Here is a 24,741-nt window from a genome sequence, read left to right as displayed (position 1 = left end):
ATGATTCGCTTTGAACAGGTCAGTAAAGCTTATCTGGGCGGACGACAGGCGCTTCAGGGCGTCAACTTTCACATCCAGCAAGCGGAAATGGCATTTCTGACCGGACACTCAGGCGCGGGTAAAAGTACCCTGCTCAAGCTGATTTGCGGCATTGAACGCCCGAGTGCCGGACATATTTTGTTTGGCGGCCATGACATCAGCCGTCTGAAATCCAGCGAAGTGCCATTTCTGCGTCGTCAGATCGGCATGATCTTTCAGGATCACCATCTGCTGATGGATCGCACCGTGTATGACAACGTGGCGATGCCGCTGATCATTTCCGGGGCCAGCAGCGAAGATATTCGCCGTCGCGTATCGGCTGCGCTGGATAAAGTCGGATTACTGGATAAAGCGAAGAACCTGCCAATCCAGCTTTCCGGCGGTGAACAACAACGTGTGGGCATCGCCCGTGCGGTGGTGAACAAGCCTGCGGTGCTGCTGGCGGATGAACCGACCGGTAATCTCGATGGCGAATTGTCGGAAGGCATTTTGCGTCTGTTCGAAGAATTTAACCGCGTCGGCGTCACCGTTCTGATGGCGACACATGATGTGGGTCTTATTGCCCGTCGTAATTACCGTACGCTGACGCTGAGTCAGGGGCGTATGTCGGGAGGGGTGTACTAATGGCGAACAGTCCGAACCCGGCGAAAACCGCAAAAAGCGCCCGTGCCGCAAAAAGCAAAGCGTTGCAGGGTGGCTGGCGCGAACAGTGGCGTTATGCGTGGATGAACGCGCTGGCTGACATGCTGCGTCAGCCGCTGGCAACACTGCTCACGGTGATGGTAATCGCGATTTCCCTGACGCTGCCGAGCGTCTGTTATCTGGTGTGGAAAAACGTCAGTACCGCGGCAGAACAGTGGTATCCGACGCCGCAGCTGACCGTGTATCTCGACAAAGCGCTGGATGATGACGCCGCAGAAAACGTGGTGAAAACCCTCAAAACAGAAGCGGGCGTGGATAAAGTTAATTATCTGTCCCGTGAAGAAGCGATGGGCGAGTTCCGCAACTGGTCTGGCTTTGGCGGCGCAATGGACATGCTGGAGCAAAACCCGCTGCCAGCGGTGGCTATCATCACGCCTAAAATGAATTTCCAGGATTCTGCGACACTCAACACCTTGCGCGACCGCGTGGCGGCCGTACATGGCGTGGATGAAGTGCGTATGGATGACAGCTGGTTTGCCCGTCTTGCGGCGCTCACCGGTCTGGTCGGGCAGATTGCGGCGATGATCGGCGTGCTGATGGTGATCGCCGTCTTCCTGGTTATTGGTAACAGTGTGCGACTGAGCATCTTCAGCCGACGCGATACCATCAACGTGATGAAGCTGATTGGCGCGACCGACGGGTTCATACTCAGACCGTTCCTGAACGGCGGCGCGATGCTCGGTTTCACCGGCGCATTGTTGTCGCTGATCCTCTCGGAAGTGCTGGTGCTGCGCCTTGAGAGTGTAGTGACCCAGGTGGCACAGGTGTTCGGTACCACCTTTGATCTGCACGGTTTGGGCTGGGATGAAAGCCTGCTGCTGCTGATCGTGTCCGCGATGATTGGCTGGATTGCCGCCTGGCTGGCGACGGTTCAACATTTACGGCGATTTACACCACAGTAGCGATAATTTGCTATAATGTTCCCCTGCTGCTCAGTCTTTGTGTACAGGGGAACAGCCGATTCTTGCTATATCGTCCCATCATTTTCCTGCTTCCCCTGCAATGGCACAAATTCACTATCCAATAGTCAGTCTGTCACATACAGTCATCAGACTGTTGAATCTGTCCGTGAACTTTATGTAAAATTCGTGGTCGTAGAGCAGCGAATATGAAGGGCTCGGCGTTGCTTTGTTGTCGCCCCTGAAGGCCAGCAACGTAGCGGTATCATCCCGCAGCAACGTGGTATAAAACCTGCATTACGTCATACATGAGAGGCTTGAATGACCAAAGAAATGCGCACTTTAGCATTAGTACCCCAAGGTAGCCTGGAAGCCTATGTTCGGGCCGCCAATGCCTATCCTATGCTCACCGCAGAGGAAGAACGGGCGCTGGCTGAACGGCTGCATTACGACGGTGACCTGGAAGCAGCGAAAGAGCTGATCCTGTCTCACCTGCGCTTTGTTGCTCACATTGCCCGCAACTATTCAGGTTACGGTTTGCCACAGGCAGACCTTATCCAGGAAGGGAATATCGGCCTGATGAAAGCGGTTCGCCGTTTTAATCCGGAAGTCGGTGTGCGTCTGGTGTCCTTTGCCGTGCATTGGATCAAAGCAGAAATTCACGAATATGTGCTGCGTAACTGGCGCATCGTGAAAGTCGCCACCACCAAAGCGCAGCGTAAGCTGTTCTTTAACCTGCGTAAAAACAAACAGCGTCTGGGCTGGTTCAGCCACGACGAAGTGGAGCACGTTGCCCGCGAACTGGGTGTGACCAGCAAAGATGTGCTGGAAATGGAATCACGCATGGCCGCACAGGACATGACGTTTGATCCGACCCCGGACGATGAACCACGCGACGGCGCTGCGATGGCACCGATGCTGTATCTGCAAGACAAGAGTTCTGATTTTGCAGAAACCATCGAAGAAGATAACTGGGATCAGGACGCGACAGACAAACTTTCTTCTGCAATGGAAGGTCTGGATGAGCGCAGCCAGGATATCATTCGTGCCCGCTGGTTAGACGACGAAAACAAATCGACTCTGCAGGAGCTTGCCGATAAATACGGTGTATCCGCAGAACGTGTTCGTCAGCTGGAAAAGAACGCGATGAAAAAACTGCGTGTGGCAATCGAAGCCTGATAAACGCAGTTTCCGATGTGAAAAAGCGACCTTTATGGTCGCTTTTTTTATGCCTGAAATTCCCCTCTGAACGCCCCTGTTAATTCCAGCATACTGGAATTATTCTGAATATTTTCCCTTCTAAATCATCTGGTTATTCCAGCATGTTGGAATATTCAACTTTATAGAGAACTCAATCACAGAGGATCACAAGCGTCCTGTCGTCTGTTCATTTTTGCCTCTATAACTTGTCCATCTCAACAGAATGGATTCCAGCATGATGGAATTAATCGCTAAATCAAAAGTTCCGGCACTGACGCGCGCCGTCGCCATTCTCGACATCATTTCCCGGCAAGGACAGTGCAACGCGAACCAGCTGGTCAGTGAACTGGGGATGCCCAAAAGCACCGTGTATCTGCTGCTGGAGGAACTGAAAAATCAGCGTTTAGTTACGCAGTCAAATTCCGGTAATTACCGCCTCGGGCTCAGATTGCTGGAGCTGGGCAGTCAGGTTTCCCGCCAGCTCGATTTGCGCAATGTCGCACTCCCGCATCTGAAAGCACTGATGCACGACACCGGGCTGCTCTGTCATCTCGGCGTGCTGGACGGGGATACGCCGATTTATCTGATCAAAGTCGAAAGCCAGTCGAATATTCAGGTTCGCACCTGGGAAGGAAAACGCCTGTCTCTGTGCCGCTCTTCGCTGGGCAAATGTCTGCTGACCTGGTGCGGTCGTGAACGTCAGGACGCACTGATTGCTGCACTGGAATTCAGCCCGGTATTGCCCAACTCGCTGACCAGTGCTCAGCAGCTGCGCACGGCGTTACAGCAAATCCATCAGCGCGGATGGGCTTTCGATGATGAAGAAGATGTGGCGAATATCCGCTGTATCAGCGCGCCGGTATTCAATGCAGCACATCGCGTCACGGCAGCGATTTCCGTCGTGGGCACCACCTTGCATGTCATGCCGGAAAATATCGATGTACTGGCTGACAAGGTAAAAAAAACCGCCTGGGAAATCTCCAGGGATCTGGGCTACAAAGCATAAGGAATCAATGATGTTACGACCTTCAGGAGTCATCAGCGCCATGTTAACCCCCTGGAAAGCAGGGCAGCCGGACATGGACATGTTGCGCAAAATTGTCGATTTTCAGATAGCGGCTGGCCTGAGTGCTCTGTTCCCGGTGAGTTCGGTGGGCGAAGCCGGTTATATGGACGTTGAGCAAAAGCGTGCGGTAGTCGAAACCGTCGTTGAACAGACTGCCGGACGCGTCCCCGTCTGGGCGGGGATCCCGGCGACCACGACGGATGAAAGCATCGCACTGGCACATGCGGCAGAACGCGCCGGCGCCAGCGGGGTCGTGCTGATGCCGCCTTCGTTTTATCACTATGATGCTGCGACGCTGACCACTGTTTTTCGCCAGGTTGCCAGCGCGGTAAATCTGCCGTTATGCCTGTATAACATCCCGTTTTTCGCCGATCCGTTAAATGCCGAAAGTGTCGCTGAACTGGCAGCCCATCCGAATATTGTCGGTATTAAAGATTCCAGCGGTGATGCCGTCGGCATGATGAAAATGCTGTCCTGTTGTCCGCGGGAAGACGCAGATTTTGCTGTGATGACCGGCCGGGAAGAATTTTTCTTCTCCGCATTATGTGCCGGAGCCACCGGCAGCGTGACCGCGACCGCAGGCGTTTTGCCGGAAGTGATGCGTAAAATTTATGATCTCTTCAGCGAAGGAAAAACGGAACAATCGAAGGCATTACAATTTGCCGCATTACCCGTGATGTCGATGATGGCGTCATTGCCTTTTCCTCTGGGATATAAACTCGGCATGTCATTACGTGGTTTCCCGTTGGGCGAAAATAAAATTCCGCTTTCGGATGAAATAAAGCAAAAGATAGATGATTTAAGCTTTTCCCTGAATAAAGAAATAACCTCTCTCCTTACCCTGATAAAATAAACGGAGTTTATATTATGATGGAATCAAGAGTATTACCTAAAATTAAAGAAATTCGTGCTTATTTCATGGGCGGTGCGACTGCAGAAAAAGGCAGTGGCGGTGCAGATTATCATGACCAGCAGGAAAAACACTGGATCGACGATAAAGTCTGTACGCCAATGAGTAAATATAAAGAATATGAACAATCCCGACAGTCATTCGGTATTAACGTATTGGGTACGCTGGTGGTTGAAATAGAAGCCGACAATGGCGTCACCGGTTTTGCGGTGTCTACGGCGGGTGAAATGGGGTGTTTTATTGTCGAAAAACATCTCAACCGTTTTATTGAAGGGCGCTGTGTCTCAGAAATCAAACTGATCCACGACCAGATGATGCGATCCACGATGTTCTACGCCGGCAGCGGCGGTCTGGTGATGAATACTATTTCCTGCGTCGACCTGGCGCTGTGGGATCTGTTTGGTAAATGTGCGCAACTGCCGGTGTATAAACTGCTCGGGGGCGCAGTGCGCGATGAAATCCAGTTCTACGCCACCGGTTCACGTCCGGATCTGGCCAAAGAGATGGGCTTCATCGGTGGCAAAATGGTGACGCATTTTGGCCCGCATGATGGCGACCACGGCGTACGTGAAACGGCTGCTATGGTGGCGGATATGCGCGAGAAATGCGGCCCGGATTTCTGGCTGATGCTTGACTGCTGGATGTCGATGGACGTTAATTTCGCTACCAAAGTGGCGCATGCCTGTGCGCCGTATAACCTCAAATGGATTGAGGAATGTCTGCCGCCGCAACAGTATGAAGGTTACCGCGAAATCAAACGCAACGCACCAGCCGGGATGATGGTCACCACCGGTGAACACCACGGCACGCTGGAGTCTTTCCAGACGTTGTCAGAAACCGGCGTCGATATCATGCAGCCTGACGTGGGCTGGTGTGGCGGGCTCACCACCTTGCTGGAAATCGCCGCCATCGCCAAGGCGAAAGGGCAATTAGTGGTGCCGCACGGTTCCTCCGTGTATTCACATCATGCGGTGATTACCTTCACCAATACGCCTTTCAGCGAGTTCCTGATGACTGCACCTGAGGCTGACCACACCCGTGCGCAGTTTGCGCCAATCCTGCTTGATGAGCCGGTGCCGGTGAACGGACGTATTCATAAATCGGTACTGGATAAACCGGGATTCGGGGTGGAATTAAATCCTGAGTGCAAATTAACCCGCCCATATCAGCATTAATTTCTGCGACAGACTATTTATCCGAACGTTTACTTCGGCCTGTTATTGATATCCTTTTTGACTAATAACAGGCCGGTTATAAAAAGGTTCATATTATGACGACGATATTAAATAAAGCCGTTGAGAAAACCCGCTGGCGTCTGATTCCTTTTATGCTTTCGTTATATATATTGGCCTTTCTGGATCGGGCGAATATTGGTTTTGCGAAAGAGTCTTACCAGATTGATACCGGATTAAGTAATGAAGCTTTTGCTATGGGGGCGGGAATATTCTTCGTCGCTTATGCTTTTCTCGGTGCGCCGGGAAATTTATTAATGAAAAAGTTCGGTGCCAAACAATGGATTGGCTGCACCACGCTGGTGTGGGGCGTTCTCTCGTCAGCAATGGCTTTTGCCGACACGGAATTCAAATTCCTGCTGGTGCGGTTTCTGCTGGGTGCTGCCGAGGCCGGATTCTTCCCCGGCATGATCTACCTGACATCCCTGTGGTTCCCGGCCAAAAACCGGGCTTCGGTGATGGGATTATTTTATATGGGCGTTCCGCTGGCGCTGACGTTTGGCAGCCCGCTTTCCGGTGCGTTGCTGGAGATGCACGGTTTTGCCGGACATCCGGGCTGGTTCTGGATGTTTATGATTGAAGGGGTGCTGGCGGTGATGGCCGGTATCTGGACATTCTGGTATCTCGATAATGGCCCGTCGACGGCGCGTTTCCTGTCAGCTGAACAAAAACAGGCGCTGATCGGTGAACTGGCGAAAGAAGAGAAACTGAAACAGAATTCGCGCCTGCGGGATGCCTTCAGCATTCCGGCTATCTGGCACCTCGGGCTGGTTTACCTGATTATTCAGATTGGCGTATACGGGCTGATTTTCTTCCTGCCGACGCAGGTCGCCAGTTTGCTGGGAACAAAAGTCGGTTTCAGTGCGTCGCTGATCGCGTCTGTTCCCTGGATTGCGGCGATGTTCGGCACCTTCTTTATTCCGCGCTATGCCGATAAAACTGGCCATTTACGCTCGATAGCCGCGTTCACCTTACTGGCCGCCGGGCTGGGGATTGGGGGTTCTGCTCTGGTTGCCAGTCCGGTGCTGGCGATAGGTGCGCTGTGCTTTGCCGCCGTTGGGTTTATTGCCGTACAGCCGGTGTTCTGGACCATTCCGACCACGTTGCTCAGCGGCAGTGCGCTGGCGGCGGGGATTGGTTTCATCAATCTGTTCGGGGCGATTGGCGGATTCCTGGCACCACAAATCCGTGTGGCCGCGGATAGTATGTTCTCGAATAATATTGCCGGCTTACTCACCCTTTGCGGCATCACGTTGTTTGGCGTGGTCGCGATAGCGCTTCTCAGGGCAAAACCTGAAACACCAAAATTGCCGGAGAGCCAGCTGAAAACCAGTCAGTAAAAGGGAAACCCAGGCGCCCGGGGACGGGGCGCCTGTAGCACTTATTTGCGCCACACACCTTTTTCATTGTGAAAACCACATGCCTGCATAAACGCATCCAGCACGGGCTCAGGTTCTGCTTTCATCGTCCAGCTTTTCACCTGCGGCAGCTGCGTCTGCACATCTTCCATCAGATACAGCCCGACACCGCGACGACGCGTGACGTCGCGCACCAGCAAATCACTCAGTTCAGCCTGATTGCCATCAAGCGCAATTTTCACCGCGCCCAGAATGCGTTCATTAAACACCGCCGCAAACAGCGCACGGTCGTTTTGCAGGCTGGCTTGCCAGTCACTTTCGGTTTGCTCCGGCCAGATTTTTGCCAGATCGATCAGGCCCTGCGCGCTGAGTGACGTCAGTTTTTGGATAGTTAGTTTCATGATGCGGAAGGTCAGAAAAAGGAGGCGATCAGTGTAGCGGATCGTTCTGCAGAACGGGCGTAACTTTTTTTGTACAGTAACAGGTCGAAAAGTTTTTTAGCGATCTCTGCATAAGCGATAAATGTTGGCTTTAATCAATAAAGCCAGTGTTAACGACTGATTGTTTACATCCGCGCCCGCCTTTTCACCCAAATAAAATTCTGTTTACACCTCATATTTCTGATTGTGCTATTTGATTTGCAGAAGAAAATTCCTGTTTAATGATATGAATTATAAAGTCTTATTCGAAAATAAGACGAAATAAGCCGTTAACTCGTTATTACTTATACTAAATTTCCTAAGTGATGATGTTTTAAACAGGCAACAAAGAGCAAACCACAACACACACATGAACGGGGTAATCGGATGAAAGCAATGAAGGGTAAGATCTGGCTGGCAGGTTGTATTGCATTAGCAATGAGTCAGGCGGCATTCGCAAAAGATATTAAAGTCGCCATTGTTGGTGCTATGTCAGGTCCGGTCGCCCAGTACGGTGACATGGAATTTACAGGTGCAAAACAAGCCATCGCTGACATCAACGCCAAAGGCGGCGTGAAAGGTGACAAACTGGTTGGCGTGGAATATGACGATGCCTGTGACCCGAAACAAGCGGTTGCGGTAGCGAACAAAGTGATCAACGACGGTATCCGTTACGTGATCGGCCACCTGTGCTCTTCCTCTACTCAGCCTGCTTCTGACATCTATGAAGATGAAGGCGTGCTGATGATCACTCCGGCCGCGACCAACGCTGACCTGACCACCCGCGGTTATAAAATGGTGATGCGCACCACCGGTCTGGATTCCGATCAGGGCCCGACAGCAGCCAAATACATCCTCGACACCATCAAACCAAAACGTATCGCCGTTGTGCATGACAAACAGCAATACGGCGAAGGCCTGGCCCGTTCCGTGCAGGACGCGCTGAAAAAAGGTGGCGGCAACGTCGTTCTTTTTGAAGGTGTGACCGCAGGTGATAAAGACTTCTCCACGCTGGTGGCACGTCTGAAGAAAGAAAACGTCGATTTCGTTTACTTCGGCGGCTACTACCCGGAGATGGGCCAGATCCTGCGCCAGTCCAAGCAAGCCGGTCTGAACGCCAAATTCATGGGTCCGGAAGGCGTGGGCAACTCCTCGTTGTCTAACATCGCCGGTGATGCCTCTGAAGGTATGCTGGTGACGCTGCCAAAACGTTATGACCAGGTTCCGGCTAACCAGCCAATCGTTGATGCGCTGAAAGCCAAAAAACTGGATCCAACCGGTCCGTTCGTCTGGACGACTTACGCTGCATTGCAGGCGCTGACCACCGGTATGGAACGCAGCGGCAGCATGGAACCGGCTGACATCGCTAAAAATCTGAAATCAGCGTCAGTGGATACTGTCATGGGTCCGCTGAGCTGGGATGAGAAAGGTGACCTGAAAGGATTCGAATTCGGTATTTTCGAGTGGCATAAGGACGGCACGTCTACCCCAATCAAATAATGGTCTTAACACCTTTCGCTGCGAAGAGAGAGGTATTCACCGTTCTGCTCCCTCCCCTGCGAAGGGGAGGGTTGGGGTGGGGTATTAATGGCGAATCAAAGACTTGAAGTGTGCTTTGGCTTTAGTTTTGCCATTAAAACCCCCTCCCGGCCTCCCCCTTCGCAGGGGGAGGAGCTATGCAAGTCTTCAAACCCTTGATTAATAAGGATAGGGTATGTCAGAGCAGTTCCTCTATTTCATTCAGCAGATGTTCAACGGTGTCACGTTGGGCAGCACTTATGCGCTGATCGCCATTGGTTACACCATGGTTTACGGCATTATCGGCATGATCAACTTCGCCCACGGCGAGGTGTATATGATCGGCAGTTATGTCTCCTTTATCGTAATCGCCGCTCTGATGATGATGGGTATCGACGCCAGCTGGTTGCTGATCGGTGCCGGTTTTATCGCCGCGATTGTGATTTCCAGTGCCTACGGCTGGAGTATTGAACGCGTGGCGTATAAGCCGGTGCGTAACTCCAAGCGTCTGATTGCACTGATTTCTGCCATCGGGATGTCCATTTTTCTGCAAAACTACGTCAGCCTCACGCAGGGCTCACGCGATCTCGCTTTACCCAGTCTGGTGACCGGCCAGTGGACTCTGGGCGAGGCGAATGGTTTCGCCGCGACCATCAGCACCATGCAACTGATTATCTGGATAGTCACGTTTGTCGCGATGCTGGCGCTGACGTTGTTCATCCGTTATTCGCGTATGGGACGTGCCTGCCGCGCTTGTGCGGAAGATCTGAAAATGGCCAGCCTGCTGGGGATCAGCACTGACCGCGTGATCTCGCTGACTTTCGTCATTGGCGCATTAATGGCCGCCGTCGCGGGCGTTCTGCTCGGTCAGTTCTACGGCGTGATTAACCCCTACATCGGCTTTATGGCCGGGATGAAAGCCTTCACCGCGGCGGTTCTCGGCGGCATCGGCAGCATTCCGGGCGCGATGATCGGCGGCCTGATTTTAGGCGTGGCCGAAGCGCTGACCTCGGCGTATCTGAGCACCGAATACAAAGATGTGGTGTCCTTCGCCTTGCTGATCGTCGTGTTGCTGGTGCTGCCAACCGGTATTCTCGGACGTCCGGAGGTTGAGAAAGTATGAAGCGCCTGAATCTGTTAAATGCGCTGGTCTCGGCTTTCGTTCTGCTGGTGCTGGCCGCGTTCATCATGGGATTACAGCTGAGCCTCGACGGTACAAAACTGGTGGTCAACGGGGCCGGTGAAGTGCGCTGGACGTGGATTGCCATCGGCTGCGCCATCGTCTTCGTGTTTCAGTTGTTCCGCCCGATGGTCAGCAGCAGCCTGAAAAAAGTCTCCGGACCGGGCTGGGTTTTGCCGAGCTTTGATGGCTCGACGCCGAAACAAAAACTGCTGGTGCTGGTGCTGATTATCGCCGCTATCGCCTGGCCGTTTATCGTCTCGCGCGGCACGGTGGATATCGCCACGCTGACCCTGATCTACATCATGCTGGGTCTCGGTCTGAACGTGGTGGTCGGATTGTCCGGCCTGCTGGTACTGGGTTACGGCGGTTTTTATGCCATCGGCGCTTACACCTACGCGCTGCTCAATCACTATTACGGCATCGGATTCTGGGAAGCATTACCGCTGGCCGGACTGGTGTCGGCGGCGTTTGGTTTCCTGCTCGGATTCCCGGTGCTGCGGTTGCGGGGTGACTATCTGGCGATTGTGACGCTCGGGTTCGGCGAAATCGTCCGTATCCTTCTGCTCAATAATACCGAACTGACCGGCGGGCCGAACGGCATCAGCCAGATCCCAAAACCGACGCTGTTCGGGCTGGAATTCAGCCGGACGCCGCGTGACGGCGGCTGGGACACTTTCAGTAATTTCTTCCATGTGGCGTACGATCCGAGCGACCGCATTATCTTCCTGTATATGGTGGCGCTGCTGCTGGTGATCGCGACCTTGTTCATCATCAACCGTCTGCTGCGTATGCCGCTGGGGCGAGCGTGGGAAGCGTTGCGTGAGGATGAAATTGCCTGCCGTTCTCTGGGGCTGAACCCGACCCGCATCAAACTGACCGCGTTCACTATCAGCGCCGCATTTGCCGGTTTCGCCGGTACGCTGTTTGCCGCGCGTCAGGGCTTTGTCAGCCCGGAATCCTTCACCTTTGCGGAATCCGCTTTCGTGCTGGCTATCGTCGTGCTCGGCGGGATGGGCTCGCAGTTTGCCGTCATTCTGGCGGCTATTTTGCTGGTGGTTTCCCGTGAACTGATGCGTGACCTCAACGAATACAGCATGTTGCTGCTCGGTGCGTTAATGGTGCTGATGATGATCTGGCGTCCGCAGGGCTTGCTGCCGATGAAACGTGTTCATCTCAAACTGAAGCTTTCGAAGAAACAAATCGCGGATCAGGGGGAACAGGCATGAGTACGCAACCTCTGTTAGCGGTTGAGGGATTGATGATGCGTTTTGGCGGCCTGCTGGCGGTCAACAACGTGGCGCTAAACCTCAACCAGGGCGAAATTGTTTCGCTGATCGGCCCGAACGGTGCCGGTAAAACCACGGTATTTAACTGCCTGACCGGTTTCTATAAACCGAGCGGCGGCACTATTAAACTGCGTGACCAGCATCTGGAAGGATTGCCGGGGCAGAAAATTGCCCGCATGGGTGTGGTGCGTACTTTCCAGCACGTGCGTCTGTTCCGCGAAATGACGGTGATTGAAAACCTGCTGGTCGCCCAGCATCAGCACCTGAAAAGCGGCGTACTGGCGGGGCTGTTCAAAACGCCGGGATTCCGTCGCGCCGAAGCGGATGCGCTCGATCGCGCTGCCGACTGGCTGGAACGTGTCGGATTACTCGAGCTGGCAAACCGTCAGGCGGGCAATCTGGCTTACGGTCAGCAACGCCGTCTGGAAATTGTCCGCTGCATGGTCACGCGCCCGGAAATCCTGATGCTCGATGAACCGGCTGCCGGTCTTAACCCGCGTGAAACCGAAGAGCTGAATCAGCTGATTGCCGAACTGCGTAACCAGCACAACGTGTCGGTTCTGCTGATTGAGCACGACATGAAACTGGTGATGGGCATTTCCGACCGCATCTACGTGGTGAATCAGGGCACGCCGCTGGCACAAGGCACACCGGCTGAAATTCGTAATAATCCTGACGTGATCCGCGCCTATTTAGGCGAAGGTTGATGGGCGAAGGCTAAGGGACAGAACAAGATGTTGTCATTCAATCAGGTATCCGCCCATTACGGCAAAATTCAGGCGCTGCATGAAGTCAGCCTGAGTATTAATAAAGGGGAAATCGTCACGCTGATCGGCGCGAACGGCGCGGGTAAAACCACGCTGCTCGGCAGTTTGTGTGGCGAACCGCGTGCGACGAACGGCTCGATCATTTTCGAAGGTCAGGACATCACGCAGTGGCAAACCGCCAAAATCATGCGCGGCGATATCGCGATTGTGCCGGAAGGCCGTCGCGTGTTTTCACGTATGACGGTGGAAGAGAATCTGGCGATGGGCGGATTTTTTGCCACACGCGACCAGTATCATGCCCGTCTGGAGCGCGTGTTTACGCTGTTCCCGCGTCTGAAAGAGCGCCGCATTCAGCGTTCGGGCACCATGTCCGGCGGTGAGCAACAGATGCTGGCAATTGGTCGTGCGCTGATGAGCCAGCCGCGTTTGCTGCTGCTCGATGAGCCGTCGCTGGGGCTGGCACCCATCATCATCCAGCAGATTTTCGACACCATCCAGCAACTGCGCGAAGAAGGGATGACCATCTTCCTGGTCGAGCAAAACGCCAATCAGGCGCTGAAACTCGCCGACCGTGGTTATGTGCTGGAAAACGGTCATGTGGTGCTGGAAGACACCGGTGCGGCCTTGCTGGCGAACGAAGCGGTGCGTGCAGCCTATCTCGGTGCATAAAGTGGCTTCACATTTTAAAAATCTGTGATAAATCTGGTAAACCGCACGGCAAGCGCTTTGCGGTTTTTATTTTGTCTATAAATTAACATCTCTTACATTCTTATAACTTTGCACATCATCAGGAACATGTCATGAACACAGAAGGTTTACTCGCCGCCCGTATGGTCAGGCTTAAAAGTTCGGCCATCCGGGAATTGCTGAAACACAGCAAAATGGAAGGCGTTATCTCACTGGCGGGTGGTATTCCTTCTTCAGCGCTTTTTGATTTCGACGGCCTGCGTGAAGCTACACAACTGGCGATCACCGAACAGCCTGAGCAAGCTTTTCAGTATGGCCTGACCGAAGGCAGTTATACGCTGCGTGAGCGTATTGCTGAGCTTTGTCAGGAACGTGGCGTGGTGGCGAGCCCCGACGACATCGTGGTCACCGCAGGCTCTCAGCAGGCGCTGGATCTGGTGATGCGCGCCGTGGTTAACCCGGATGACGTGTTTGTGGTGGAACGCCCGACCTATCTGGCAGCGTTACAGACGCTGGAACTGGCCGAAGCTAAACTGCTGTCCGTCGGTTCTGACGGCGACGGCATGATTGTTGATGAACTGGCGGAACTGCTGAAAACGCAGAAAATCAAAGGCGTGTATCTGGTGCCAACGTTTGGTAACCCGAGCGGCGTGACCCTGAGCCGCGCCCGTCGTGAGCAACTGGTGAAACTGGCAGCACAGCACGAATTCCTGATTGTAGAAGATGACCCGTATGGCGAACTGCGTTTCACCGATGAACGCCAGCCGACGCTGTTCGAGCTGTCGAAATCGCTGTTCGGTCACGCCGAAAACATCATCTACACCTCGACGTTCTCTAAAATTCTGGCACCGGGCCTGCGTCTGGGCTGGGTGATTATGCCTGACTGGCTGCTGCACAAAGTTGCCATCATCAAACAGGCCGCAGATCTGCACGCCAGCGCGCTGTCGCAGACTATCGCGGAATACTATCTCGGTTTGGGTCGTCTGCCGAAGCAGATCGAAACCATCCGTGCGGCGTATAAAAAGAAATGCCAGATCATGGCCGAACTGCTGGAACGCGAGCTGGGCGACGTGCTGACGTTTGAATACCCGAAAGGCGGCATGTTCCTGTGGGCGCGTTTCCGCGAGCCGCGTAATTGCGCTGAATGGATGAAAAAGACGCTGGAGCAGGGCGTGGTGTTTGTGCCGGGCGAATTCTTCTATGCCGATAACCCGGATCACTCGACCTTCCGTCTTTCCTTCGCGACCGCAACCGAAGAGCAAATGCACGAGGCGGTCGCCCGTCTGAAACGCGCACTGTAATCCCTCTTTTTCGTATTCCCTGAGGCGCATCGTTAACCTGATGCGCCTTATTTTTTGCCATCTGTCCGTCACCTGCATTTAACGCTGCTGTAACTTCATTGTCATTTAACGGTTATTTTTCTGTCATTTAGCCGTGTCATTTTACCTGCGATTAAAAACGTTTCTTAACATCCATTATTTCTCTGCACTTGCAGCACACCAGCAGAATTCAGGAGACAGGCATGTTCATCAACCTCAAAAAAACGGTTATCGGCACCGCGCTGACGCTGGCTTTCAGCGCCAATGCTTTCGCTGTGACAGAAATTCCTTTCTGGCACTCAATGGACGGCGAGTTAGGCAAAGAAGTGAACTCGCTGGCCGACCGTTTTAACCAGACGCACCCTGATGTCAAAATCGTGCCTGTCTATAAAGGCAAATACGACGAAAGCCTGGCGGCCGGTATCGCGGCATACCGTACCGGTAATGCTCCGGCGATTTTGCAGGTTTACGAAGTGGGCACTGCGACCATGATGGCCAGCAAAGCCATCAAACCGGTTTACGAAGTGTTCAGCGATGCGGGCATTAAAGAAGACGTTTCTCAGTTCGTGCCGACTGTTTCCGGTTATTACTCCGATTCCAAAGGCCGCCTGCTGTCACAGCCATTCAACAGCTCTACGCCGGTGCTGTATTACAACAAAGATGCCTTTAAGAAAGCCGGTCTGAACCCGGATCAGCCGCCGAAAACCTGGCAGGATATGGCCGCCTACACCGAGAAATTGCGTGAAGCGGGCATGAAATGTGGTTACGCCAGCGGCTGGCAGGGCTGGATCCAGATTGAGAACTTCAGCGCCTGGCACGGTCTGCCAATCGCCACCAAAAACAACGGCTTCGATGGCACTGATGCGGTTCTGGAATTCAACAAACCAGAGCAAATCAAACACATCCAGATGCTGGAAGACATGAACAAGAAAGGTGATTTCACCTATTTTGGTCGTAAAGATGAATCCACCGCCAAGTTCTATAACGGTGATTGCGCGATGACCACCGCGTCTTCCGGTTCACTGGCCGACATCCGTCAGTATTCCAAATTCAACTACGGCGTGGGCATGATGCCTTACGACGCAGACATCAAAGGCGCACCACAAAACGCCATCATCGGCGGCGCAAGCCTGTGGGTGATGAATGGCAAAGATAAAGACACCTACAAAGGCGTTGCCGAATTCCTGCAATTCCTGACCACGCCGGAAATCGCAGCCGAATGGCACCAGAAAACCGGTTATCTGCCTGTGACCACCGCAGCGTATGAACTGACCAAAAAAGATGGCTTTTACGAGAAGAACCCGGGTTCTGACGTCGCCACCCGCCAGATGCTGAACAAGCCACCGTTACCGTTCACCAAAGGCCTGCGTCTGGGTAACATGCCGCAGATCCGTACCATCGTGGATGAAGAACTGGAAAGCGTATGGAGCGGTAAGAAAACGGCGAAAGAAGCGTTAGACACTGCAGTACAGCGCGGGAATTTGTTACTCCGTCGCTTCGAAGCTTCTACTAAGTAATCCCGTTTTGCTCCCTCCCCTGCGAAGGGGAGGGCTGGGGTGGGGTATTAATGGCAGCTCCTTAGTCGTCTTTAAAACCCCCTCCCAACCTCCCCCTTCGCAGGGGGGGGAGCCAAAAGCCAAATTCAAAACCAACCTGGTTTGCTCCCTTTCGGGGAGTCTTTTATATCAACGAGTAAACCATCATGAGTTCACACCGTCCCGGTTTTGGTTGCAGCTGGTTGCCCTACGCGCTGGTTTTGCCGCAGCTGTTAATCACCGCGATATTTTTCCTGTGGCCTGCCGGTCAGGCGCTGTGGTATTCGGTGCAGACGCTGGATCCGTTCGGACTTTCCAGCACTTTCGCGGGTATGACGAACTTCACGCAGCTGTTTCAGGATCCGTACTATCTCGACTCTTTCTACACCACGCTGAAATTCAGCTTTATGGTGGCCTTTATCGGACTGGCGGTTTCGCTGTTTTTCGCGGCGCTGGTCGATCACGTGGTACGCGGCAGCCGGATTTATCAGACGCTGATGATCCTGCCTTATGCCGTTGCGCCTGCCGTGGCTGCCGTCTTGTGGATGTTCCTGTTCAGCCCCGGTCTGGGTCTGATTACCCACTTCTTAGGCTCGATGGGCTATAACTGGAACCACGCGCAAAACAGCGGTCAGGCGATGTTCCTGGTGGTGCTGGCGTCGGTCTGGAAGCAAATCAGCTACAACTTCCTGTTCTTCCTCGCGGCCTTGCAGTCGATCCCTAAATCCCTGGTGGAAGCGGCGGCTATCGACGGCGCAGGCCCGGTTCGACGCTTCTTCAATCTGGTGCTGCCGCTGATTTCTCCGGTGAGCTTCTTCCTGCTGGTGGTCAATCTGGTTTACGCCTTCTTTGATACTTTCCCGGTGATCGATGCCGCGACAGCGGGCGGCCCGGTGCAGGCGACGACGACGCTGATTTATAAAGTGTATCGCGAAGGTTTCTCCGGTCTGGACCTGTCCAGCTCCGCCGCGCAGTCCGTCATTCTGATGATGCTGGTTTGCGGCCTGACGTTCATTCAGTTCCGCTTTGTCGAGCGTAAGGTGCGTTACCAATGATTGAGAACCGCAGAGGGCTGGATATTTTCAGCCACATCATGCTGCTGCTCGGCGTGCTGGTGATTTTATTCCCGCTGTATGTCGCGTTTGTGGCGGCGTCGCTGGATAACAAACAGATTTTTGATGTGCCGATGACGCTGATCCCGGGCACCCATTTATGGGAAAACATCAGCACCATCTGGACGCAGGGCGCTGGCAATAACAGCCCGGCGTTTGGTCGTTTGCTGATCAACAGCTTCATCATGGCGATGGTGATCACCGTCGGTAAGATTTCGGTGTCGATGCTCTCGGCCTACGCGATTGTCTATTTCCGTTTTCCGCTGCGTAACCTGTTCTTCTGGCTGATTTTTATGACGCTGATGCTGCCGGTGGAAGTGCGTATTTTCCCGACAGTTCAGGTGATCGCCAATCTGCATATGCTCGACAGCTACACCGGCCTGACGCTGCCGCTGATGGCCTCGGCGACCGCGACCTTCCTGTTCCGCCAGTTCTTTATGACCTTGCCGGATGAGCTGCTGGAAGCCGCGCGTATCGATGGCGCGGGTGCGATGCGCTTCTTCTGGGACATCGTGTTGCCGCTGTCGAAAACCAATCTCGCGGCGCTGTTCGTCATCACCTTCATTTATGGCTGGAACCAATATTTGTGGCCGATTCTGATCACCAGCGATGCCTCGATGGGGACGGCGGTGGCGGGGATTAAAAGCATGATTTCCTCCGGCGACGGCTCGACTCAATGGAATCAGGTGATGGCGGCCATGATCCTGACCTTATTACCACCGCTGGCGGTGGTGCTCCTGATGCAGCGCTGGTTTGTGCGCGGCCTGGTAGACAGTGAGAAGTAACTGAAATGGCAAATTTGAAATTACAGGCAGTGACCAAGTCCTACGACGGCAAAAACCAGATCATTCAAAGTATCGATCTGGACGTCGCCGACGGCGAATTTATCGTGATGGTCGGGCCTTCCGGCTGCGGAAAATCGACCCTGCTGCGGATGGTGGCCGGGCTTGAGCGCACCACGTCCGGCGATATCTACATCAACGACCAACGTGTCACCGAACTGGAACCTAAAGATCGCGGCATCGCGATGGTGTTCCAGAACTACGCGCTGTATCCACACATGAGCGTGTACGACAACATGGCGTATGGCCTGAAAATCCGCGGTTTTGGCAAAGCGCAGATTAACGACCGTGTTGAAGAGGCGGCGCGTATTCTGGAACTTGGCCCGCTGCTTAAACGCAAACCGCGAGAGCTTTCCGGCGGTCAGCGTCAGCGTGTGGCGATGGGGCGTGCCATCGTGCGTGAACCGGCGGTGTTCCTGTTCGACGAACCGCTTTCCAACCTCGACGCCAAACTGCGCGTGCAGATGCGCCTTGAACTGCAACAATTGCATCGCCGTCTGCGCACCACCAGTTTGTACGTGACGCACGATCAGGTGGAAGCCATGACACTGGCCGAACGCGTGATCGTGATGAACAAAGGTATCGCCGAGCAGATCGGGACGCCTTCGGAAGTCTACCGCCGTCCGGCCAGCCTGTTTGTTGCCAGCTTTATCGGCTCTCCGGCCATGAATCTGTTGCCCGGCCAGCTGACCTCTGACGGTACGTCGCTGGTGATGGAAGGCGGATTTGAGTTGCCGCTGCCGGTTCCGCGCCCTGAGTGGGGCGGTCGTGAGCTGACGGTCGGTATTCGTCCTGAACATATTCATCTGACCGATGACACCCAAAACGGTATTCCGATGGTGCTGAATACGCTGGAACTGCTGGGCGCGGATAATCTGGCGCACGGCAAACTGGCGGGCAGCGGCGTTGTAGTGCGTTTATCCCATGAAGTGTTCCCGACAGCCGGCTCGCTGTTGCGCTTGGTTTTCCCGGCGAAAGCGTTACACTTTTTCGATACTCACAGCGGATTACGGATGGAATAAACATGAAAGCCTGGCCTTATCCTCGCATTGTGGCGCACCGTGGCGGCGGCGCGCTGGCTCCGGAAAACACGCTGGCCGCCATCGATATGGGCGCAAAATACGGTCATACCATGATCGAATTTGACGCCAAACTGGCGCAGGGCGGGGAAATCTTCCTGTTGCACGACGATACCCTGAACCGCACCAGTAACGGCTGGGGCGTGGCGGGTGAACTGCCGTGGGAAAAACTCGAACAGCTCGATGCCGGTAACTGGTACAGCGCCGCATTTAAAGGCGAGAAACTGCCGCTGCTGGCGCAGGTTGCCGAACGCTGTGCGCGTCATCATATGATGGTGAATATTGAGATCAAACCGACCACCGGTCTGAACGAGAAAACCGGTACTGACGTGGCGCTGGCCGCCCGTGAGCTGTGGAAAGATCAGCCTGTTGCGCCGCTGCTTTCCTCGTTCGAATTCGACGCGCTGGTTGCCGCTAAAAAAGCCGCCCCCGAATTGCCACGCGGCTTGCTGATCGACGAATGGCACGAGAACTGGAAAGCGCTGACCGACGAACTGGAATGCGTTTCTCTGCATCTCAACCATAAATTGCTCAATGAAGAACGCGTTAAAGCCATCAAAGACGCCGGACTGCATATTCTGGTGTATACGGTGAATAATCCGGCGCGCGCCCGCGAATTACTGGGCTGGGGCGTGGACTGTATTTGTACCGATAAGATTGATGTGATTGGGCCGGATTTTACCTAGAAAGTGGTGCTAAAAGCACAGATCAGGCGCAGTGACCACCGCGCCTGAAAGATTAACTAAGGCGTCTGATTCAATTTCTGACCAAGCGTCTGGTTATTTTGCTGGATCTGCAATCGTTGCTGATTGCTCTGAATCTGTGATTTCAGCTTCAGTTGCTGCTGTTGCTGACTGTTACGCATATCCTGTTCCTGCTGACGTTTCTGCATCTGCTGGTTATTCTGTTGTTGTTGCTGCATCCGCTGTTGCGAAGGATTGTTCAGCAGCGGATCGTTCGGGTTCGGCACTTTTTCGACTGCACTGGCGGTCTGAACGGCAAACAGCAGCGGCAGCGCGGCGAGCATTCCATATAAACATTTCATCAGTTCATCCTCCGTTTCCAGTCATACGTTAAGTGTATGCCATCGCAGCCGTGAACGTGTCCTTTGAGCGCACGTTTCCCTCAAAGCGTGGCATTGCTCTCGTTTGCTCTATAATTAAACAGATGTAAACCACCTTCGCACTTCGCGGTTTCCTTCATTCCGTTACAATTATCTATCTTTAACATTTTAGGGCTCAACTGCCGTGCCTTTACTCATTATTACCACCATTTTGTGGGCCTTTTCCTTCAGCCTGATCGGCGTCTATCTGGCTGGACAGGTCGACAGCGTATTCTCCGTGTTAGTCCGTTTAGGGCTGGCGGCGCTGGTTTTCCTGCCATTCCTGCGCTGGAAAGGCCATCAGCTGACCACCATTTTGCTGTATATGGCCGTAGGTGCGATGCAGCTTGGGATCATGTATCTCATCAGTTTCGAGGCGTATCTGTACCTGTCAGTGCCGGAATTCCTGCTGTTTACAGTGATGACGCCGCTGTACGTCACGCTGATTTATGACCTGATCAGTGGCCGCAAAATCCGCATCGGTTATGCGCTGAGCGCACTGCTGGCGGTGGCGGGGGCGGCGATTATTCGTTACGACCACATCAGCGAGCATTTCATCATCGGCCTGTTGCTGGTGCAGGCGGCGAATATCTGTTTTGCCATCGGGCAGGTGGGCTATAAACGCCTGATGGAAACCCGTCCGATGCCGCAGCATACGGCGTTTTCCTGGTTCTATCTGGGGGCGTTGCTCTGTGCGGTGGTGGCGTGGTTCCTGTGGGGCAATCCGCAAAAACTGCCGACCACGAATCTGCAATGGGGCATTCTGGTGTGGCTGGGGATTGGCGCTTCCGGGCTGGGATATTTCATGTGGAACTACGGGGCGACGCAGGTTGATGCGGGAACGCTGGGGATTATGAACAACTTTCACGTCCCGGCCGGGCTGCTGGTTAACCTGGCAATCTGGCAACAGCAGCCTCACTGGCCGAGCTTTATCGTCGGTGCCGCAGTGATTATGTCCTCACTGTGGGTGCACCGGCATTGGGTCGTGCCGCGTCGCGAACAAACGGCAGATGATCGCACGCGTGCTGCCGCGCCGAACGAATAAAGGCTTCGGTTACCGGCTGACGCTGTTCGCCGTCACGTACGGCGGCGTACAGGCGGCTCCATAAGCCATCGCCCAGGGTTTTGGTCACCACCAGACCCTGGCGCTCAAAACTCTCCACCACCCAGTGCGGTAACGCCGCAATCCCCATTCTCGCCGATACCATCTGAATCAATAACAACGTGTTATCGACACTTTTCAGTGCCGGGCTGACGCCTGCCGGTTGCAGGAAATGCCGCCAGATATCCAGCCGCTGACGCTGTACCGGATATATCATCAACGTTTCCGCGCTGAGATCTTCCGGCGTGATCACCGTTTTAGCTGCCAGCGGGTGATCCGGTGCCAGCACCAGACGCACTTCAAAATCAAACATCGGGGAATAATGCAGACCGCTGCGCGGCAGAATGTCGGAGGTTAATACGATATCCAGCTCGCCCTGTTGCAGCGCGGGCTGCGGGTCGAAGGTCACACCGGATTTGAAATCCATCAACACCTGCGGCCAGTTCTGGTGGAAGTTATCCAGCGCGGGCGTCAGCCACTGAATACAACTGTGACATTCAATCGCAATACGCAGTGAAGTCTGGTGCGGTTCATTACAGGCCTGCAATGCCTGCTGGATTTGCGGCAGCACCTGTTCTGCCAGATTCAGCATGATCTCGCCCTGCGGCGTGAAACGTAAAGGCTGACTTTTTCGCACGAACAACCTGAAACCCAGGCGTTGCTCCAGGTCACTGAACTGGTGCGACAGAGCCGATTGGGTCTGATGAAGCTGCGAGGCGGCTGCGGCCAGTGACCCGGTGTTGCGCAGTGCTTGCAACGTTCGCAGGTGTTTCAGTTCGATCATGAGAGTCCTTCACTGTGTCATGAATAATTTGCGCTTGTGGAATATACACTACCTGCGGATTATGGATGTGTAAACATCTGGATGGCTAAACAGGAATTAAAAAGATGACGATACTGAATCACACTCTGGGTTTTCCACGCGTTGGTCTGCGTCGTGAACTTAAAAAAGCACAAGAAAGCTACTGGGCAGGCAATTCCACTCAGGAAGAACTGCTGGCAACCGGACGTGAACTTCGCGCCCGTCACTGGAAGCAACAAGCTGAAGCAGGCGTGGATTTGGTGCCGGTGGGCGATTTCGCCTGGTACGATCACGTACTGACCACCAGTTTGTTGCTGGGCAACGTACCGGCCCGTCATCAGAATGCCGATGGCTCTGTTGATCTCGATACCTTATTCCGTCTTGGCCGTGGCCGCGCACCGACCGGTAAACCGGCTGCCGCAGCGGAAATGACAAAATGGTTTAACACCAACTATCACTACATGGTGCCGGAGTTTGTGAAAGGGCAGAAATTCAAACTGACCTGGACACAACTGCTGGAAGAAGTGGACGAAGCGCTGGCGCTCGGCCACAAAGTGAAACCTGTTCTGCTGGGGCCGCTGACCTATCTGTGGCTCGGCAAAGTGAAGGGCGAACAGTTTGACCGTCTTTCCCTGCTCAACGATATACTGCCTGTTTATCAGCAAGTTCTGGCCGAACTGGCAAAACGCGATATCGAATGGGTGCAGATTGACGAACCGGCTCTGGTGCTGGAATTGCCGCAGGAATGGCTGGATGCGTATAAACCGGCTTATACCGCGCTGGAACAGAGCAAAACCAAACTACTGCTGACCACTTATTTCGACAGCGTCGGGCACAACCTCGACACTATCCGCCAGTTACCGGTTCAGGGTCTGCATATTGACGCTGTCGCCGGTCGTGATGACCTGCAAACCGTCATCAGTCAGCTGCCAGAAAACTGGCTGATTTCTCTGGGCGTGATCAATGGCCGTAATGTCTGGCGTGCGGATCTGAGCACCTGGTTTGAGCGTCTGAAACCGCTGGTGGCGGGCCGAAATGTCTGGATCGGCAGCTCATGTTCGCTGCTCCACAGCCCGATCGACTTAAGCGTTGAAAGCCGTCTGGATGAAGAAGTGAAAAGCTGGTTCGCCTTTGCGCTGCAAAAATGCGCCGAGCTGGCATTACTGACCTCTTCACTGAACAATCCGACCGCTGAAGCGCAGCAAAAACTGGCGGAATACAGCGCGCCAATCCGCGCCCGCCGCGAATCTGCCCGTGTAAATAACGCAGCCGTCGGTAAACGTGTGGCGGCAATCACCGCCGCAGATATCGAGCGTGCACACGTTTATACCGAACGCGCCAAAGCGCAGCGCGCCCGTTTCAATCTGCCAGCATGGCCAACGACCACCATCGGTTCATTCCCGCAAACCACGGAGATCCGTGGCCTGCGTCTGGACTTCAAACAGGGGCGTCTCGACAACACTAAATACCGCACCGGGATCAGCGAACATATTAAGCAAGCCATTAAAGAGCAGGAACGTCTGGGTATCGACGTGCTGGTTCACGGCGAAGCTGAACGTAACGACATGGTTGAATACTTTGGCGAGCATCTGGACGGTTTTGTGTTCACGCAAAACGGCTGGGTACAAAGCTACGGTTCACGTTGTGTGAAACCTCCGGTCATTATCGGCGACGTCAGCCGTCCGCAAGCAATTACCGTTGAGTGGGCGAAGTACGCGCAGTCTCTGACCGAAAAACCGGTGAAAGGCATGCTGACCGGCCCGCTTACGATCCTGTGCTGGTCCTTCCCGCGTGAAGATGTCAGCCGTGAAACCATCGCCAAACAAATCGCGCTGGCGCTGCGTGACGAAGTGGAGGATCTGGAAAAAGCCGGTATCGGTATCATCCAGATTGACGAACCGGCACTGCGCGAAGGTCTGCCACTGCGTCAGTCTGAATGGAATGCGTACCTGCGCTGGGCAGTGGATGCGTTCAAACTCAATGCCGCGATTGCCTGCGATGACACGCAGATCCACACCCACATGTGTTACTGCGAATTCAACGACATTATGGATTCCATTGCCGCGCTGGATGCTGACGTGATCACCATTGAAACCTCGCGTTCTGATATGGACCTGCTGGAGTCGTTCAAGGACTTCGAGTATCCAAATGAAATCGGGCCGGGCGTCTACGACATTCACTCGCCTAACGTGCCAAGCGTGGAATGGATTGAAGATTTGCTGCGTAAAGCCGCGGATCGCATTCCGGCAGAACGTCTGTGGGTCAACCCGGACTGTGGCCTGAAAACCCGTGGCTGGCCGGAAACCCGCGAGTCGCTGGAAAACATGGTGAAAGCCGCCAGGCGCCTGCGTGCTGAGAAAGCCTGAAATAAAGAGTCGTTGTGTTGTTGCTGAAACATTTGGGGCACTCCGGTGCCCCCTTTTTATTGCTCCCATTTGCACTTTGTTACGTCTTTTTCAGCCCGCGTCATACGGCGGCTGTAGCGCGATTACGGCGCTGGGTTTCAGGCAGTTTCCGCACACGGCGCGGTTCTCCGCTAGGCTTAAATCAGGATTTACTTTCTTTTTACCCATCAGACAGGG

The 24,741-nt window shown here is 54.0% G+C and carries 23 protein-coding genes; 20 read left to right on the top strand and 3 right to left on the bottom strand.

The annotated features are described in order from the left end of the window. The 7 genes from ftsE (at position 1) to ACJY2G_RS18060 (ending at position 7,388) form a co-directional block, all read left to right on the top strand. Complete coding sequence (gene ftsE / locus ACJY2G_RS18090) at positions 1 to 663, top strand: cell division ATP-binding protein FtsE (protein ID WP_013577472.1); 663 nt, start codon at positions 1 to 3, stop codon at positions 661 to 663. Then, on the top strand, positions 663 to 1,643 hold the full coding sequence (ftsX, locus tag ACJY2G_RS18085; RefSeq protein ID WP_112290540.1) for a permease-like cell division protein FtsX: 981 nt from the start codon (positions 663 to 665) through the stop codon (positions 1,641 to 1,643). Before ftsE ends, ftsX begins: the two co-directional genes overlap by 1 nt. 318 nt (positions 1,644 to 1,961) lie before the next feature. Continuing rightward, the gene (rpoH, locus tag ACJY2G_RS18080; protein WP_112290541.1) at positions 1,962 to 2,819 is read left to right on the top strand and encodes an RNA polymerase sigma factor RpoH; all 858 of its coding nucleotides are present in this window, start codon (positions 1,962 to 1,964) and stop codon (positions 2,817 to 2,819) included. Positions 2,820 to 3,075: 256 nt separating this feature from the next. After that, positions 3,076 to 3,846 carry an IclR family transcriptional regulator gene (locus ACJY2G_RS18075; protein WP_240783273.1) on the top strand — a complete coding sequence of 257 codons (771 nt, stop codon included), beginning with the start codon at positions 3,076 to 3,078 and terminating at the stop codon, positions 3,844 to 3,846. Between the two features lie 7 nt (positions 3,847 to 3,853). Continuing rightward, positions 3,854 to 4,759, top strand: a complete 906-nt coding sequence (locus ACJY2G_RS18070) for a dihydrodipicolinate synthase family protein (protein ID WP_113878021.1) — start codon at positions 3,854 to 3,856, stop codon at positions 4,757 to 4,759. A 17-nt stretch (positions 4,760 to 4,776) separates the two neighbouring features. Beyond that, positions 4,777 to 5,991, top strand: coding sequence for an L-rhamnonate dehydratase (gene rhmD, locus ACJY2G_RS18065; RefSeq protein WP_113878037.1), 1,215 nt, complete (start codon positions 4,777 to 4,779; stop codon positions 5,989 to 5,991). Between the two features lie 92 nt (positions 5,992 to 6,083). Then, the gene (locus tag ACJY2G_RS18060; RefSeq protein WP_113878020.1) at positions 6,084 to 7,388 is read left to right on the top strand and encodes an MFS transporter; all 1,305 of its coding nucleotides are present in this window, start codon (positions 6,084 to 6,086) and stop codon (positions 7,386 to 7,388) included. Positions 7,389 to 7,429: 41 nt separating this feature from the next. On the opposite strand, the gene panM is transcribed toward ACJY2G_RS18060, so the two are convergent. Next, positions 7,430 to 7,807 (bottom strand): aspartate 1-decarboxylase autocleavage activator PanM, encoded by a 378-nt coding sequence (panM, locus tag ACJY2G_RS18055; RefSeq protein WP_439291975.1) that lies wholly within the window; start codon positions 7,805 to 7,807, stop codon positions 7,430 to 7,432. A gap of 405 nt (positions 7,808 to 8,212) precedes the next feature. On the opposite strand from panM, the gene ACJY2G_RS18050 reads away from it, so the two are divergent. The 11 genes from ACJY2G_RS18050 to ugpQ all read left to right on the top strand — a co-directional run bounded on the left by ACJY2G_RS18050 (position 8,213) and on the right by ugpQ (position 19,839). Continuing rightward, a complete protein-coding gene (locus ACJY2G_RS18050) occupies positions 8,213 to 9,325 on the top strand; it encodes a branched-chain amino acid ABC transporter substrate-binding protein (protein ID WP_112290547.1) in 1,113 nt (370 codons plus the stop codon). Positions 9,326 to 9,539: 214 nt separating this feature from the next. Next, positions 9,540 to 10,466, top strand: coding sequence for a high-affinity branched-chain amino acid ABC transporter permease LivH (gene livH, locus ACJY2G_RS18045; RefSeq protein ID WP_113878018.1), 927 nt, complete (start codon positions 9,540 to 9,542; stop codon positions 10,464 to 10,466). After that, on the top strand, positions 10,463 to 11,752 hold the full coding sequence (locus ACJY2G_RS18040; RefSeq protein ID WP_120162778.1) for a high-affinity branched-chain amino acid ABC transporter permease LivM: 1,290 nt from the start codon (positions 10,463 to 10,465) through the stop codon (positions 11,750 to 11,752). The genes livH and ACJY2G_RS18040 overlap by 4 nt, the downstream gene beginning before the upstream one ends. After that, the gene (gene livG, locus ACJY2G_RS18035; RefSeq protein ID WP_013577465.1) at positions 11,749 to 12,519 is read left to right on the top strand and encodes a high-affinity branched-chain amino acid ABC transporter ATP-binding protein LivG; all 771 of its coding nucleotides are present in this window, start codon (positions 11,749 to 11,751) and stop codon (positions 12,517 to 12,519) included. The genes ACJY2G_RS18040 and livG overlap by 4 nt, the downstream gene beginning before the upstream one ends. Positions 12,520 to 12,546: 27 nt before the next feature. Further along, complete coding sequence (gene livF, locus ACJY2G_RS18030) at positions 12,547 to 13,248, top strand: high-affinity branched-chain amino acid ABC transporter ATP-binding protein LivF (protein ID WP_112291891.1); 702 nt, start codon at positions 12,547 to 12,549, stop codon at positions 13,246 to 13,248. 131 nt (positions 13,249 to 13,379) lie between these two features. Beyond that, a complete protein-coding gene (locus tag ACJY2G_RS18025) occupies positions 13,380 to 14,567 on the top strand; it encodes a PLP-dependent aminotransferase family protein (RefSeq protein ID WP_430320583.1) in 1,188 nt (395 codons plus the stop codon). A gap of 221 nt (positions 14,568 to 14,788) precedes the next feature. Further along, the gene (gene ugpB, locus ACJY2G_RS18020; RefSeq protein WP_112291887.1) at positions 14,789 to 16,102 is read left to right on the top strand and encodes a sn-glycerol-3-phosphate ABC transporter substrate-binding protein UgpB; all 1,314 of its coding nucleotides are present in this window, start codon (positions 14,789 to 14,791) and stop codon (positions 16,100 to 16,102) included. A gap of 185 nt (positions 16,103 to 16,287) precedes the next feature. Then, positions 16,288 to 17,175 carry a sn-glycerol-3-phosphate ABC transporter permease UgpA gene (gene ugpA / locus ACJY2G_RS18015; RefSeq protein ID WP_112290924.1) on the top strand — a complete coding sequence of 296 codons (888 nt, stop codon included), beginning with the start codon at positions 16,288 to 16,290 and terminating at the stop codon, positions 17,173 to 17,175. Beyond that, complete coding sequence (gene ugpE / locus ACJY2G_RS18010; protein WP_112290926.1) at positions 17,172 to 18,017, top strand: sn-glycerol-3-phosphate ABC transporter permease UgpE; 846 nt, start codon at positions 17,172 to 17,174, stop codon at positions 18,015 to 18,017. The genes ugpA and ugpE overlap by 4 nt, the downstream gene beginning before the upstream one ends. 5 nt (positions 18,018 to 18,022) lie before the next feature. Then, the gene (locus ACJY2G_RS18005) at positions 18,023 to 19,096 is read left to right on the top strand and encodes a sn-glycerol-3-phosphate import ATP-binding protein UgpC (protein WP_430320582.1); all 1,074 of its coding nucleotides are present in this window, start codon (positions 18,023 to 18,025) and stop codon (positions 19,094 to 19,096) included. 2 nt (positions 19,097 to 19,098) lie between these two features. Beyond that, positions 19,099 to 19,839: a glycerophosphodiester phosphodiesterase gene (gene ugpQ / locus ACJY2G_RS18000; RefSeq protein WP_113878013.1), complete on the top strand. Its 741-nt coding sequence runs from the start codon at positions 19,099 to 19,101 to the stop codon at positions 19,837 to 19,839. A gap of 56 nt (positions 19,840 to 19,895) precedes the next feature. Here the strand turns inward: ugpQ and ACJY2G_RS17995 are convergent, their stop codons facing one another. Further along, entirely contained in the window at positions 19,896 to 20,198 is a 303-nt protein-coding gene (locus ACJY2G_RS17995; protein ID WP_112290935.1) for a DUF2756 domain-containing protein, read from the bottom strand. A 202-nt stretch (positions 20,199 to 20,400) separates the two neighbouring features. Here ACJY2G_RS17995 and ACJY2G_RS17990 point away from each other — a divergent pair, with 202 nt between their 5' ends. After that, positions 20,401 to 21,300, top strand: coding sequence for a carboxylate/amino acid/amine transporter (locus ACJY2G_RS17990; protein WP_120162772.1), 900 nt, complete (start codon positions 20,401 to 20,403; stop codon positions 21,298 to 21,300). On the opposite strand, the gene metR is transcribed toward ACJY2G_RS17990, so the two are convergent. Then, positions 21,206 to 22,141: an HTH-type transcriptional regulator MetR gene (gene metR / locus ACJY2G_RS17985; protein ID WP_112290937.1), complete on the bottom strand. Its 936-nt coding sequence runs from the start codon at positions 22,139 to 22,141 to the stop codon at positions 21,206 to 21,208. The genes ACJY2G_RS17990 and metR overlap by 95 nt on opposite strands. Before the next feature lie 104 nt (positions 22,142 to 22,245). Between metR and metE the strand changes: the two genes are divergently transcribed. Continuing rightward, positions 22,246 to 24,525 carry a 5-methyltetrahydropteroyltriglutamate--homocysteine S-methyltransferase gene (gene metE / locus ACJY2G_RS17980; protein ID WP_430320581.1) on the top strand — a complete coding sequence of 760 codons (2,280 nt, stop codon included), beginning with the start codon at positions 22,246 to 22,248 and terminating at the stop codon, positions 24,523 to 24,525. The last annotated feature ends 216 nt before the right edge of the window (positions 24,526 to 24,741 follow it).

The organism is Rahnella sp. ATs2 (assembly GCF_051851855.1).
Classification (GTDB): Bacteria; Pseudomonadota; Gammaproteobacteria; order Enterobacterales; family Enterobacteriaceae; genus Rahnella; species Rahnella variigena.
Note: the sequence above shows the minus strand (reverse complement) of the source record. Positions and strands in the feature narration are given on the sequence as shown.